Origin of the sequence: uncultured Pseudokineococcus sp., assembly GCF_947495735.1 — a bacterium.
Taxonomy (GTDB): Bacteria; Actinomycetota; Actinomycetes; order Actinomycetales; family Quadrisphaeraceae; genus Pseudokineococcus.
The window spans coordinates 1-12,883 of the sequence record NZ_CANMAA010000014.1 but is presented as its reverse complement, the minus strand read 5'-3'; the positions used below and the strand labels follow the sequence as shown (position 1 = coordinate 12,883).

General features: G+C 73.2%; 15 protein-coding genes. 6 read left to right on the top strand and 9 right to left on the bottom strand.

The features are described from left to right. Nucleotides 1–172 precede the first annotated feature (172 nt). The 4 genes from Q0848_RS15600 to Q0848_RS15585 form a co-directional block, all read right to left on the bottom strand. Nucleotides 173–952 (bottom strand): sulfite exporter TauE/SafE family protein, encoded by a 780-nt coding sequence (locus tag Q0848_RS15600; RefSeq protein WP_299039183.1) that lies wholly within the window; start codon nt 950–952, stop codon nt 173–175. Nucleotides 953–1,022: 70 nt separating this feature from the next. Next, nucleotides 1,023–1,760 (bottom strand): rhodanese-like domain-containing protein, encoded by a 738-nt coding sequence (locus tag Q0848_RS15595; RefSeq protein ID WP_299039181.1) that lies wholly within the window; start codon nt 1,758–1,760, stop codon nt 1,023–1,025. Between the two features lie 56 nt (nt 1,761–1,816). Then, a complete protein-coding gene (locus tag Q0848_RS15590) occupies nt 1,817–3,193 on the bottom strand; it encodes an MBL fold metallo-hydrolase (RefSeq protein ID WP_366146638.1) in 1,377 nt (458 codons plus the stop codon). Between the two features lie 136 nt (nt 3,194–3,329). Further along, complete coding sequence (locus Q0848_RS15585) at nt 3,330–3,605, bottom strand: metal-sensitive transcriptional regulator (protein ID WP_366146637.1); 276 nt, start codon at nt 3,603–3,605, stop codon at nt 3,330–3,332. A 213-nt stretch (nt 3,606–3,818) separates the two neighbouring features. Between Q0848_RS15585 and Q0848_RS15580 the strand changes: the two genes are divergently transcribed. Further along, nucleotides 3,819–4,463, top strand: a complete 645-nt coding sequence (locus Q0848_RS15580) for a DUF305 domain-containing protein (RefSeq protein WP_299039175.1) — start codon at nt 3,819–3,821, stop codon at nt 4,461–4,463. A 24-nt stretch (nt 4,464–4,487) separates the two neighbouring features. Here the strand turns inward: Q0848_RS15580 and Q0848_RS15575 are convergent, their stop codons facing one another. Then, the gene (locus Q0848_RS15575) at nt 4,488–5,657 is read right to left on the bottom strand and encodes an MFS transporter (protein ID WP_299039173.1); all 1,170 of its coding nucleotides are present in this window, start codon (nt 5,655–5,657) and stop codon (nt 4,488–4,490) included. 341 nt (nt 5,658–5,998) lie between these two features. Between Q0848_RS15575 and Q0848_RS15570 the strand changes: the two genes are divergently transcribed. The 3 genes from Q0848_RS15570 (at nt 5,999) to Q0848_RS15560 (ending at nt 8,172) form a co-directional block, all read left to right on the top strand. Then, nucleotides 5,999–7,012, top strand: a complete 1,014-nt coding sequence (locus Q0848_RS15570) for an IS30 family transposase (protein ID WP_366146636.1) — start codon at nt 5,999–6,001, stop codon at nt 7,010–7,012. 127 nt (nt 7,013–7,139) lie between these two features. After that, a complete protein-coding gene (locus tag Q0848_RS15565) occupies nt 7,140–7,709 on the top strand; it encodes a recombinase family protein (RefSeq protein ID WP_299039169.1) in 570 nt (189 codons plus the stop codon). Between the two features lie 52 nt (nt 7,710–7,761). Further along, nucleotides 7,762–8,172 carry a hypothetical protein gene (locus Q0848_RS15560; protein ID WP_299039167.1) on the top strand — a complete coding sequence of 137 codons (411 nt, stop codon included), beginning with the start codon at nt 7,762–7,764 and terminating at the stop codon, nt 8,170–8,172. 1,208 nt (nt 8,173–9,380) lie between these two features. On the opposite strand, the gene Q0848_RS15555 is transcribed toward Q0848_RS15560, so the two are convergent. Both Q0848_RS15555 and Q0848_RS15550 read right to left on the bottom strand, forming a co-directional pair. Next, nucleotides 9,381–9,839, bottom strand: a complete 459-nt coding sequence (locus tag Q0848_RS15555; protein ID WP_299039294.1) for an NUDIX domain-containing protein — start codon at nt 9,837–9,839, stop codon at nt 9,381–9,383. A gap of 64 nt (nt 9,840–9,903) precedes the next feature. Then, complete coding sequence (locus Q0848_RS15550) at nt 9,904–10,572, bottom strand: trans-aconitate 2-methyltransferase (RefSeq protein ID WP_299039165.1); 669 nt, start codon at nt 10,570–10,572, stop codon at nt 9,904–9,906. 187 nt (nt 10,573–10,759) lie between these two features. Between Q0848_RS15550 and Q0848_RS15545 the strand changes: the two genes are divergently transcribed. Then, the gene (locus tag Q0848_RS15545; RefSeq protein WP_299039164.1) at nt 10,760–11,416 is read left to right on the top strand and encodes a maleylpyruvate isomerase N-terminal domain-containing protein; all 657 of its coding nucleotides are present in this window, start codon (nt 10,760–10,762) and stop codon (nt 11,414–11,416) included. Nucleotides 11,417–11,703: 287 nt separating this feature from the next. Here Q0848_RS15545 and Q0848_RS15540 read toward each other — a convergent pair whose 3' ends face one another. Continuing rightward, the gene (locus tag Q0848_RS15540) at nt 11,704–12,321 is read right to left on the bottom strand and encodes a response regulator transcription factor (protein WP_299039162.1); all 618 of its coding nucleotides are present in this window, start codon (nt 12,319–12,321) and stop codon (nt 11,704–11,706) included. Continuing rightward, entirely contained in the window at nt 12,321–12,632 is a 312-nt protein-coding gene (locus Q0848_RS15535; RefSeq protein WP_299039160.1) for a sensor histidine kinase, read from the bottom strand. The genes Q0848_RS15540 and Q0848_RS15535 overlap by 1 nt, the downstream gene beginning before the upstream one ends. Before the next feature lie 9 nt (nt 12,633–12,641). On the opposite strand from Q0848_RS15535, the gene Q0848_RS15530 reads away from it, so the two are divergent. Continuing rightward, the coding region (locus Q0848_RS15530) for a hypothetical protein (protein ID WP_299039158.1) at nt 12,642–12,883 on the top strand (242 nt) is incomplete at its 3' end.

Genomic DNA, 12,883 nt, shown 5'->3' with positions numbered 1-12,883 from the left:
GCGGTGTCGGCGCGGGTCCAGGGCCGGGCGCTGCCCAGGCCACCGGCGGCTTGGCGGTCGGTGGCGGGTGCGGCTGCGGGCACGGGCTGGCTCCAGGTGGGTGCGGGTCGAGAGCTGGGAGGAGGCCGCGGACCGCGCGTCGGTGAGGGAAGCGGTGGTCGAAGCGCGGTGGTCAGGGCCCGGTGGTCAGGTCGAGCAGGGTGGTGACCGCCACGGCGGCGGCCACGAGCAGCACGAGGACGGCGAAGGCCTGCCGCAGCCGGGGGCCGTGGATGCGTCGGGCGAGGCGGGCGGCGGCGAGGGAGCCGACCACGGCGGCCGCGGTGAACACGGCGGCGTCGGCCCACTCGACGGCGCCGTGCCCGGCGTGGGCACTGAACCCGACGGCGGCGTTCACGAGCACCACGACCAGGGAGGTGGGGACGGCGGCGGCCATCGGCAGCCCCAGGAGCAGGGTCAGCGCGGGGATGAGCAGGAAGCCGCCACCGACGCCGAACAGGCCGGTGAGGAAACCCACGACCACGCCCGCGCCGGTCGAGCGGACCAGGCAGTGCCGCCAGTCGACGCCTCCGCCGGGCAGGGCGCAGGAGCCGCCGGTGGTCTCGTCGTTGCTGCGCAGCATCCGGGTCCCGGCGGCGGCCATCACGACGGCGAAGCCGAGCAGCACCGCGGTCTCGGGCAGCAGCTGGTTGACGGCCGCGCCGCCGTAGGCGGCTGCGGCGCCGGCGGCGCCCATCACGGCGGCCAGGCGCCACTGGACCTGCCGCAGGCGCGGTGCGACGGCGGTGGCTGAGGCGGCGCCGACCACGACCAGGGAGGTCGGGATCGCCGCTGACAGAGGCAGCCCGGCGACGTAGACCAGGGCCGGTACGGCCAGGATCGACCCGCCGCTGCCGAGCAGGCCCAGGAGCACCCCGATGACCAGGCCGAGGGCGCCCAGCAGGGCGGTCACCGCGCACCACCCCGGCGGGCGCGCGGCTGCTGTGCCCGCGTGCTGGTCGCGGGGTGGCGCGCGGTACCGGTCACGAGCCGGGGACCTGCGTGCTCACGCCCTGGGTGCGCGTGCCCTGGGTCTTCGCGCCCGGAGTGCTGGCCTGCGGGGTGGTCCCGAGCTGGGCGAGTGCGTCCTCGAGCTCGGGTGCCTGGGGTCCGCGGTTGTAGGGCAGGGCGCCTAGTGCGCGGGCCATCGCGCAGGTGTTGGAGACCGCCGACCAGGTCAGGCCCGCGCCGACGGCGCCGGCGAGGAACCGGGCCCGGGGCAGGGCCAGGCTGGCCAGCACCGAGGTGGTGACCAGGGACCCGGCGGCCAGGCGGACCTGGCGGTCCATCGCCCAGCGGCCGCGGCCGCTCTCGACCTGCCCGCCGGCGGCGGCGTAGGCGGGCACCCCGCCGTCCAGGGCGTGCACGCCGGCCAGGCCGAGCCCGCTCAGGCGCTCCAGCGCCTGGGTCGAGCGGGCACCGGACTGGCAGACCAGCAGCACCGGGGCGCCGGTGCCGGCCAGGGCGGTCGCGGTCTGCTCGGGGTGGGCGAGCAGCAGGTCCAGAGGGATGTTCGTCGAGCCGGCGATGTGCGTGCCGGCGAACTCACCGGGGCTGCGGACGTCGACGACGACGGCCTGGTGCTCGCCCGCCCAGGCGACGGCGGTCGCGGCGTCGAGGTGGCCGCCCGCTGGGGCGCCGGGGGTGTCCGAGCCGGTGGTGATGGGGCCGGTGGTGATGGGGCCGGTGGTGGTGGCAGTGGCGCTGGTGGTGGTGCTCACGGTTCTCCTGTCGAGGGGGGCGGGTCTCGCGGGGTTTCGTGTCCTGAGCAGGGCGCTCAGCCCTGGTCGGGGTGGGGGACGGCGAGGCCGGCGTCGGCGGCCGCGGAGTAGGAGTCGTTGACCAGGACGACGTCGCGGCCGGGGCGGTCCAGGACCGAGGCGGCGACAGAGGCGCGGTAGCCCGAGCCGCAGTAGACCCAGACCTCCCCGGTGGGGACCTCCTCGATCCGCTCGGCCAGCTCGTGCAGCGGGATGTGCTGGGAGCCGCGCACCCCGCCGCCGGCGCGCTCGTCGCGGCGGCGGGCGTCCAGCACCTGCACCGGGCCCTGGCGGGTGCGCTCGGCCAGGCCGGCGAAGTCGCTGACGCGGTAGCCACGCAGCGCCCCGTCGGCGACGGTGCCGCCGGCGATGGCCTCGATGTCACCGGTCGCTGCGCCGGCGAGGTGGTCGATGCCGATGCGCGCCAGCTCCCGGCGGGCGGCCAGGACCTGCTCCTCGGACTGCCCGATGAGGGTCAGCGGGGTGCCGTAGTGGTAGAGCCAGCCCAGGTAGGTCACGAAGTTGTCGGACAGCTCGAAGCCGTAGGAGCCGGCCAGGTGCCCGGCGGCGAAGGCGTTCCGCTCGCGCAGGTCGACGACCCACTCCCCACCGGCGATGCGCCGGCGGACCTGGTCGGGCTCGACCGGGGCGGGCATCGACAGGTCCACCGGGTCCGGGCCGCGGCGGTTGGCCGGGCCCATGTGGGCGTAGTAAGCGGGGTAGGCGTCCAGCCCGTCCAGCAGCGTCTGGACGTAGTCGGTCTCGGCCTGGGTCAGCGCCGGGTTGGTGGTGGCCTGCTCGCCGATGGTGGAGGAGTCCCCGCTGGTGGGGGTGGCCGAGCAGAAGCTGCCGAAGCCGTGGGTGGGGTAGACGGCCGTGCTCGCGGGCAGCTCGGCGGCCAGGCGCCGCGCGGAGCGGAACTGGTCGTGGGTCAGGCCCACGGTGTCCTCGGGGGAGACCAGGTCGGTGCGCCCGGTCGAGCCGAACAGCAGCGACCCGCCGGTGAAGACCGCCTCCACGACGCCCTCGCCGTTCTGCAGGGCGTAGGAGGTGTGGTGGTGGGTGTGCCCGGGGGTGTGGATCGCCCGGACTGCGAACGCGCCGGCCTCGAGCACGTCTCCGTCGCCGGCCGGGGTGTGGTCGAACTCGACGTGGCTGTCGGCGGGCAGCACGTACCGGGCGCCGGTGCGCTGGGCGAGCTCGAGCCCGCCGGTGACGTAGTCGTTGTGGACGTGCGTCTCGAGCACGAGAGAGACGTCCACGCCCAGGCGCTCGAGCAGGTCCAGGACCCGGTCGATGTCGCGCTGGGGGTCGACCACGACGGCGGTGGTGCCGTCGGTGGCCAGGTAGCTGCGGTCGCCCAGGCTCGTGGTCTCGATGGTGACGATGTCGATCATGGTCGTCGTCCTCCCCTACCCCGTAGGGTATGCGGTGATCATGCTTCGGTGATGGTGGCGATGGGTCAGATGCGTGCCTGGTCGTCGGTCACGGGCGGCGAGGAAGCCGCGCGTGACCGACGGCAGGCGGGCCTCAGGCCAGGGACAGGAAGAGCTTCTCCAGCTCGGCGTCGGTCAGCGGTCGCTCGGTGCCGTCCCGCTCGGCGACCATGCACTGGCGCATGCCGGTGGCGATGACCTTGAAGCCGGCCCGGTCCAGGGCCCGGGAGACCGCCGCGAGCTGGGTCACGACGTCGGCGCAGTCGCGGCCCTCTTCGATCATCTTGATGATCCCGCCGATCTGGCCCTGGGTCCTCTTCAGTCGGGCCAGCACGTCGGTCAGCTCGCTGGTGTCCACGTCCATGGTCATCTCCTTCACGGCCCCCGTCTGGGGTACCCCGGGGGGTATAACGACGAGGGTAGCCGGTTGTTCCCGGCCCTGGCCGCCGAGGTGGTCGCGCCGCTGGTGCCGCCCCGCCGTGAAATACCCGGAGGGGGTATCGGTGCTGGGGTGCAGACACCGCGTCCGGTCCGGTGGCTGCCGCCCCAGGTGGCCACCGGCCGGGCACCGAGGAGGACTGCCGTGAAGACCCGACCGATGCGCAAGACCCTGCCGGCCCTGGCCCTGTCCGCGACCCTGGCCCTGGCCGGCTGCGGCGTGGGCCAGAACGGTGGCATGGGCGGCGGCGCGGGCATGAGCCCCGAGGCGGGCCCTGCCGCCTCGAGCTCGTCGAGCTCGTCGAGCCAGGCCCAGCACAACCAGGCCGACGTGATGTTCCTGCAGATGATGTACCCCCACCACGCCCAGGCGAGGCAGATGTCGCAGCTGGTGCAGGGGCGCACCCAGAACCCCGACGTCCTGGACCTCGCCGACCAGATCGAGCAGGCCCAGCAGGCCGAGATGGACCAGATGAGCGCCCTGCTGGAGTCCTTCGGCGAGCCCGCACCCTCCGCCGACTCCATGCAGGGCATGGACCACGGCGGCGGTCACGGCATGGGCGGGATGATGAGCGAGCAGGACATGGCCGCGCTGGAGCAGGCCTCGGGGACCGAGTTCGACCGGATGTGGCTGTCGATGATGGTCGAGCACCACGCCGGCGCCATCGACATGGCCCGCATGGAGGTCGAGGGCGGCGCCAACGAGGAGGTCCGGCAGCTGGCCGCTGACATGGCCGACGCCCAGGAGGCCGAGATCACCACCATGGAAGACCTGCTCGCCCAGATGTGACTCCGCAGCGCGGCCGAGGACGCGTCAGCGACGACCTCGCTGCGAGACGACTCTCGCGCGCAGGCGCGGTGCTGCCGCGACGACGAGGGCGCCGCTGACGGCGACCACGGCGACGGCCGCGAGCATCACCGGGAGCCCGACGAGGGGGATCAGGGCGCCCATCACCGCAGGCGCCGCGATCGAGGTGAGAGCCCCGACCACCAGGGCCACGGTGAAGCCGTCACCGGGCCGATCTGCGACCACCTGCGCGGTCCAGATGGCCAGCACCGCTGAGCCGACCATGTAGCCCACCCCGAAGAGCACCGCGGACAGCAGGACCAGCAGCAGCGACGCGCGCCCTAGGGCCAGCAGCACCAGCGCGCCGCCGACCACGCAGACGCTCAAGACGGCGACCACCGGTGCGCCGACGGCCTGGGCCATCCGGCCTGTGCCCAGACCGATGAGCCCGCCGGCACCGACGAGGGCGAAGACCAGGGCCGCTACCCCCGCACCCCGCCCGCCGGTGCGGGCGACGTCACTGACGTAGGTGAAGTAGACGGTCGTGGCGGCGAAGTAGAGGACGGCGTAGACCAGGGGACGCGCCATGGCCCGGCGCAGCGGCGACGCCCGAGGGGCCCCCGCGTCGGTGCGGTGAGCAGGCAGCCGCGGCACCGCACGCAGGTTCACGACAGCGGCGACCGCGGCCGCGCCGGCGATGCCCGCCCAGGTCCACCGCCACGACGCGGCCCCGGTGAGCACGCTCAGCCCGGCCAGCGCGACCAGACCGGCACTGGTACCCGTCGTGATCACCGCCAGCACAGCCGGGCGGTCGCGACGCGGCACAGCCGCAGCAGCGATGTCGGAGTAGGGGGCCCAGACCCAGCCGGCGGCGCTGCCCGCCAGGACCGCGCCGACTGCCAGGACCGAGGGCGAGGGGGCGAGCGCGACGGTCGCACACCCGGCGACCCCGCACACGCCCCCCACGGTCGTCGGTGCCCGCGGTCCTCGTCGCGCCGACAGGCGAGGGGCACCGACGAGGCCCAGGAGGTAGCCGGCGAAGGTGCCGCTGGCGACCAGACCGAGCAGCAGCTCGCTCATCCCGAACTCCGCGCGCACGTCCGGCAACGTCAGGCCGTAGACGTAGCGGGCCATCCCGAAGGCGACACCGACGACCGCAGCGCCCCCGACACCGATCCTGACCGTCGAGGCGTCCACGCGCGCACCCTCCCACCCGGCCCAGCTCTTGAGGCAAGCCGACTCCGAGCAGACGCCATGTGTAGAACACCGACAACCTGGCTGCCCGCAAACACAACCGATGGCGGGCTCAAGGGGTCAACGCACCACCACGAGGATCACGACCCGTGGAGGTGCCCTTGTCCCGACCTCATCTGTCCCTCGAGCAGCAAGACCGTGCCTGGGCGCAGTGGCGCACAGGGCGCTCGGTGCGCTCAGTCGCCCATGACCTCGGCGTCCCGGTCCAGCACGTCCGCCGGCACTTCGCCGCGACCGGCGGTGTCCGCACCCGACCCGCCGGACGCTCGACCCGGCATCTATCGCTGGCCGACCGGGAGGAGATCTCCCGCGGCCTCGCAGCCGGCCACAGCCTGCGGGCCATCGCGACCACCCTCGGTCGCCCGCACTGCACCATCTCCCGCGAGGTCGCCCGCAACGGCGGCCGCCGCGCCTACCGCGCCCACGACGCCGACACCGCGGCCTACGCCCGCGCCAAGCGGCCCAAGACCAGCAAGCTCACCGCCCGCCCCGCCCTGCGGGCCGCGGTCGAGCAGGGCCTGGCGCAGGAGTGGTCACCGCGCCAGATCAGCCACCGGCTGCGCCTGGAGCACCCCGACGACCACGCCATGCGGATCAGCCACGAGGCGATCTACCTCAGCCTGTTCGTGCCGCACCACTCCCCGCTGCCGCGCCGACTGACCCAGCAGCTGAGGACCGGGCGGGCGATGCGCTACCCCAAGATCGCCCGCCAGTCGACAGGGCGAGGTCGACTAAGAGACATGACCTCCTGGCGCGAGCGGCCCGCCGAGGTCGAGACCCGAGCCGTGGCAGGCCATTGGGAGGGCGACCTCGTGATGGGTCGTCGCCCCTCGGCGATCGCGACCCTCGTCGAGCGCACCAGTAGGTACACCGTCCTGGTCGCACTGCCGGGCCTCAAGGGCGAGGACGTCCACCCCGCCCTCGCGGGCGCCCTGAACGAGATCCCGACCCACCTGCGCCGGTCGCTCACCTGGGACCGCGGCCGGGAGATGTCCCAGCACGCCCGCCTGAGCGCCGACACCGGCTGCCCGGTCTACTTCTGCGACCCCCGCAGCCCCTGGCAACGCGGCACCAACGAGAACACCAACCGCCTGCTGCGCCAGTACCTGCCCCGCGCCGCGGACCTGCGCCAGCTCGACCAGGCCGCCCTCGACGCCCTCGCCGCCCGACTCAACGGACGACCACGCGAGGTCCTCGGCTGGCGAACCCCCGCCGAGGTCTACGCAGCAGCAACCACCACTGCACTAGAGAAAGCGGCCAGTACTGTCACGCTCCCAAGCGGTGCGTTCACCCCTTGAGCTCGCCATCGTTTGAGCGACAGTCGCGCCGGCGGGGCGACACGCCGACGGATCGGCGTCCAGAACTCGTGTCCGAAACTCCTGTGTCGCGGAACCCCCGCCGGGGGGTTTCCGTACGCTCGGAGGCATGGGACACGCGCTCGGCTACGCCCGGGTCTCGACCACCGCGCAGGACCCGTCGCTGCAGCATGACGCCCTGACGGCGGGGGGGTGCGCGCAGGTGTGGACCGACGTCGCCTCCGGCGCGAAGGACGACCGGCCCGAGCTGGCCAAGCTGCTCGAGCGGCTGCTGCCCGGCGACACACTGGTGGTGTGGCGGCTGGACCGGCTTGGCCGGTCGCTGCCGCACCTGCTCGCCACGATCACCGAGCTCGAGGGCAGGGGAGTGGGGTTCCGGTCGGTGACCGAGGCCATCGACACCACCACCCCGGGTGGCCGGCTGATCTTCTCGATCTTCGGGGCTCTGGCCGCGTTCGAGCGTGACCTCGTCCGGGATCGCACCATCGCTGGGCTCGAGGCGGCGAGGGCGCGCGGTCGCGTCGGTGGTCGCCCGACGGTGATGACGCCGGCGCGGGTCGAGGCAGCCAAGGCGCTGCTCGCGGTGCCGGGGGCGACGGTGACGTCGGTGGCCAAGGACCTCGGGGTGAGCCGGGCGACGCTGTACCGCAACGTCTTGTCCCGGCAGGAGCAGGCATGAGCCCTCACGCCGCGCCGAAGCGGGCGAAGCCGCGGGGAGGACCGGGATACGGTTGAGGCCGCTGGCTGTCGCGCGGGTCGGCAACGTGACCCCGGGGGTGTCCCTCGTCCTCCTCGCGTGGCTGCTGGCCACTGACGGGGACCTCGGCTCGTGGCGGTGGCCGGCGGCCGTGGTGGCAGTCCCGCTCGGTGTCTACCTGGCGGTGCGGGCGCCCGGGTGCGAGGTGGTGTGCGACCAGCGGGGTGTGGTGGTCCGCGGGTGGCTGTGGACGCGGACCGTGCCGCGCAAGGCGGTCGTCGAGGTGACCGACTTCCCGGCCGTGCGATGGCGTGACGGACGCGGCCGCGCACGGTGGACGCCGCTGAGCATGTTCTGGACCTCACCCCGAATGCTGCCGATCTTCGTCGATCACAGCGAGCACCAGGTCGATCGCCTGCGGCGGTGGGTGCGCCGACGCCGTTGATGGTCAGCGGCCAGGGGGATGGCGCTGGACGCCGGACGGGAGGTGGTGTGGTGGTCGAGCGGGCGGGGGTGTGGCCCAGCGGCTCTGAGGAGAAAGCGCGACGGCTGTCGCAGCGGCTGGCGAACGACTCGGGGGAGTACCCCGACCACCTGCCCGGCGACGAGCAGGACGCCTGGATGAAGCGCGAGGCCGTCGTCGACATGCTCGTGGGGATGCTCGTGACCTACGCCGACGGCGGCCGCGTCGACGAGCATCTGCTGGACGAGGTGCGCCAGCTCGCGCCTGGGCTGGCGGCGCGAGACGAGACCGTGGACGCCGCTGTGCGTTCCTTGCCGGCACCTTCCGCGGCGGCGTGTCCCGCTGACGCCTGCCGGTGGACCGGTCGGGGAGCTGTTGGGCTGCTCCGTATGACGCCCCTGTGCGGGACTGACCATCCGGACAGGTCTATCGGGACGTCCGATGCCAGCTGGCGTCTCGGCAGGCCGCTGACCTCCGGCGTCACCGATAGACGGTCGCCTGCTGGGACGCCCTTGGCGCAACCGACCGCCGGCGTCGGAGACGCCGTTGCCCGCCGAGGCACTTGGCGAACTCGCCACTCGGACGAGCCCACCGGGCGTTGCTGGACTGACGGCTAGCGTCGACCCTCGTGCTGGGGGCGGGCGATGCGATGGGCGCGCGGCCACGACGGGTCGTCGTGGCCGGTGCGTCAGGAGCGGGCAAGACGACGATGGCGGTCCGGCTCGCCGTCGACCTGGAGGTGCCGCACGTCGAGCTCGACGCGCTGCACCACGGCCCCGGGTGGGTGCCGCGGTCGTCCTTCGCTGCGGACGTCGATGACTTCACCGCAAGGCCGGGGTGGGTCACGGAGTGGGGCTACGGCCCGACGCGGGACGTGCTGGCGGCCCGGGCCGACCTGCTGGTGTGGCTGGATCTGCCGCGGGCGGTGGTGATGCGGCAGGTGGTGCGGCGGACGTTGCGTCGCCGGCTGCGTCGGGAGGTCCTGTGGAACGGCAACGTCGAGCCGCCGCTGCGGACCTTCTTCACCGACGAGGAGCACATCGTGCGGTGGGCTTGGACCTCCCACGCGCGGTTGGGGCGCGGGTCGAGGCGTTGGCGACGACGGTCCCGGCCCTGCCGGTGGTGCGGCTGCGGTCGCACGCCGAGGCTGAGGCCTGGCGACGTGGTCCGCTGGCCGCCACGGACACGACCTAATCCGGCCGTAGGGATGCTGAGCCGCAGCGGCTCACTGGAAGGGTGGTTGGCTCGAGGATGGTGAGCGCGTGCTGGGTCAAGGCGCTCATCTGCTCGAGGGGCGTCGTAATTGGGTCGACGAGCTCGACGCCGGTGACGTCCTCGACGTCCTGGACCGCTGCGACCTCGTCGAGCACGGTCACCGGTGTGATCAGCCCGCGGTGGCGGAAGTCGATGGGCCCGCCGCTGCTGTCGCGGGTGACGTGCAGCTCGAAGGGGTGCCAGGGGCCGTGGCGGTGGAGCGTGACACCGCACTCCTCGGCCAGCTCCCGTCTCAGGGTCTCCTCGGGCGTCTCGCTGTCCTCGGGGGCACCGCCGGGAAGGTCGAGCAAGCCTGTGTAGGGCCCGCGGGCCTTGCGGACGGCGACGAGCAGACCGTGCTGGCGCCACAGCCCGTAGACGCCCCGGTGCTCCATCACGCGCTGATCCTCCCGGACCGCGTGCCGCGAGACGCCTTGCGCACGCCGCCCTCGAGAACGGTCAGTCGAGGCCGTGGTCAACGGCCGGTGCATGACGTGCAGCGAGGGCGAGCACGAAGAGCCAGGCCTCGTCGCGACCGGCGACGTGGTCGACGACCACATCGCTCCAGCCCGTCGCCTCCAGCACAGCGCGCAGCTGCGGCTCGCGCCAGTACGTGAAGTGCCGCGGCAGGCCGAGCTTGGCCGACGTCCACGCGTCCCCGTCGCCCTCCTTGAGCGTGATGGCCAGGACACCGCCGTCCACGACGGCGTCACGGGCGCGCGTCAGCACGTCTGCGACCTCCTCGCGGGTCAGGTGCAGCAGCACCGCATTGGCGAGCACGCCCGCGTACGGGCCACCGAGGTCGTCCACCCGTACGTCCAGCACCCGGGCCTGGTGGCCGTCGGCGCGCAGCATCTGCACGAACGCCGGCACGGCATCTGTCCGCACCACGCGCGGCCCGCGGGCCTCCAGGTAGGTGGCGTCGGCGCCGGGACCGCTGCCCATCTCCAAGATGCTCCCGCTGCCGACCCGCCGGGCCACCTCGTCCAGGAAGCCGGCGACGGCGGGCCCGGGCGATGGGGTCTGGTCGCGGTAGACGTCGGCGGCGGCCTGGTAGCTCTCGAGCGTGACGTCCCCCGCAGCGGCGGACCTCACCGCCTCGCTCGGGCCGTCGTCGCTGGAAGACACCCAGCAACCGTACGGAGGCTCCTCACTGACGACGAGCATGCGACGTTCTCAGTTGTGGATCGTCTGCGGGATCGGCGGAGGAGCGGCTGATGGTGACGACGTATGGGTAGCCAAGCCACCACCGCGTCGTCGACGTCCAGGCACCGTGGGCCCGGCTGGCAGCGCTTCCGTCGCTAGGTTGCGCCGCGTGAGCCTCTCGGTGCCAGCTGACTTCGGCCGCGCTGCCTTCGTCGAGTCCGTCGAGGCCTTTGTGTGCACGGTGGACGGGCTCGAGGAGCTCGAGCTCCTCGGCGCCTCACGGTGCCACGGGTGGACACGGCTCGATGTCGTCGTCCACGTGCTCGCGGGGTGGCAGGAAGTCCTCGGAGGCCTCGTCTCGCGCACGAGCGACCGCCCGACCGTCGACGCCGCCAGCTACTGGACGGGCTTCGCCGCTGCCACTGCAGGAGAAGACCCCGTCGCCGAGCTCATGGCCCAGCGCAGGAGGACTGCGTCCTTCGCACGGCCCTCCTCGGCGGTGGCCCAGCTTCGTGACGTCGCGGCGGCGGTGCAGCGCGGCGCTGCCGGTCCCGAGGAGGGGCGGGTCTTCCAGGGCGAGGTGCTCACGGTCGGGGACTTCCTTGCCACGTGGGCTGTCGAGGACGTCGTCCACCACTTAGACCTCCGGTGCGAGGGGGCCGTACCCGCGAAGGCGCTCGGTCTCGCGCGTACGACGATCGAAGAGCTCGCAGGTCAGGTGCTCCCGACAGACGACGACGTCGAAGCCGTCCTCGTCGGCGCCGGCCGGCGATCCGCCCCGGCCGGGTGGGGCGACGTAGCCCGTCGCGTGCCCGTGCTGGGGTAGATCGATCGCTGTCACGACTGCGCCTGAGGAAGGGGCAGCGGACCCGCTGCAGCAGTCGGCGGCGTCGGAGCCTGCGATGTCCGGGCGGTGCGACCGGATGAGGATCGTCAGCGGGACGCTGACCGGACAGCGATCCTCTGCGGCACAGAGTCACGAGGGGGTTCGCGTCCGGCCTCGGGCGCCAAGGTGCTCCGGCAGGCAGTCGACAGTTGGGTAACGCCGCCCGGATGTGACGCTTTCGTCTAAATCCCAGTGCGTTTGAACCTGGTAGGCGCGAGTTGCCGGGGTCAGATGATGTTGCGTCGGCGCGCGGCGGCGACGGCGGCGGTGCGGGAGTTGACGCCGAGCTTGGAGAAGACGTGGACGAGGTGGGACTTCACGGTGGCGTCGGTGATGTGCAGGCGGCCGGCGATGTCGTTGTTGGAGGCCCCGTCGGCCACGAGGGCCAGGACGTCGATCTCCCGTCGGGACAGGTTGGCCTGGGGTGAGCGCATGTGCGCCATGAGGCGTCCGGCGATGGAGGGGGCCAGAGCGCTCTCGCCGGCGGCGGCGGCGCGGACGGCTGCGACGAGGTCTTCGGGCGGTGCGTCCTTGAGCAGGTAGCCGCTGGCGCCTGCCTCGACAGCGCCGAGGATGTCCCCGTCGGTGTCGTAGTTGGTCAGGACGAGGACGTAGGGGGCGACCTCGAGCGCCCGCAGCGCCCGGGTGGCGTCGACGCCGGTGGCGCCCGGTCCGTACTGCAGGTCCATCAGGACGATGTCGGGGGCCAGGTCGCGGGCCAGGGCGATGGCCTGGTCGGGGGTAGAGGCTTCGGCGAGGACGGTGAGGTCGTCCTCGCTCTCGAGCAGGGCGCGGATCCCGGCGCGCACGACGGGGTGGTCGTCGGCGATGAGCAGGCGGATCATCACGGGCTCCGGGTGGTCGTCGGGAGGCTGACGGTCAGGGTGGTGCCGCGCCCTGGTGCGGAGTCGATGTCCAGCGTCCCTTCGAGCTGGGCCACCCGTGCGGTGATGGCGCGCAGCCCGAAGGAGTCCGAGGACGGGGCGGTGTGGCGGATCTCGGTGAGGTCGAAGCCGACGCCGTCGTCGGCGATGACCAGTCGTGCCTGGGCGGGTCCGGTCTGCAGGTGCACCCGGACCCGGGTGGCGTGTGCGTGCTGGGCGGCGTTGGCGACGGCGCCCTGGGTGATGCGCAGCAAGGCGGTCTGCACCTCCATCGGCAGAGGATGCTCATCGGCGACCTGCACGTCGACCCGGGGCCCGTGGTCGGGGTGCTGTTCGTCGGTGGACATCCGTCGCAGTGCGGTGCCCAGGCCGTGGTCGAGGGAGGGCGGGGTCAGCTCGCGTACGAACCGGCGGGCCTCGGCGAGGTTGGCGGCGGCGGTCTCGCTGGCCAGACGCACGTGCTGCAGGCCGGGTCGGTCCTGGTCCGCGCGTTCTGCGGCGTGCAGGAGCATCTGGATGCTGG

Excerpts from the sequence above, each read along its gene's own strand:
- Q0848_RS15585 (WP_366146637.1), bottom strand. The coding sequence starts at position 3,605 with ATGACCATGGACGTGGACACCAGCGAGCTGACCGACGTGCTGGCCCGA.
- Q0848_RS15565 (WP_299039169.1), top strand. The coding sequence starts at position 7,140 with ATGGGACACGCGCTCGGCTACGCCCGGGTCTCGACCACCGCGCAGGAC.
- Q0848_RS15555 (WP_299039294.1), bottom strand. The coding sequence starts at position 9,839 with ATGGAGCACCGGGGCGTCTACGGGCTGTGGCGCCAGCACGGTCTGCTC.
- Q0848_RS15540 (WP_299039162.1), bottom strand. The coding sequence starts at position 12,321 with ATGATCCGCCTGCTCATCGCCGACGACCACCCCGTCGTGCGCGCCGGG.
- Q0848_RS15535 (WP_299039160.1), bottom strand. The coding sequence starts at position 12,632 with ATGGAGGTGCAGACCGCCTTGCTGCGCATCACCCAGGGCGCCGTCGCC.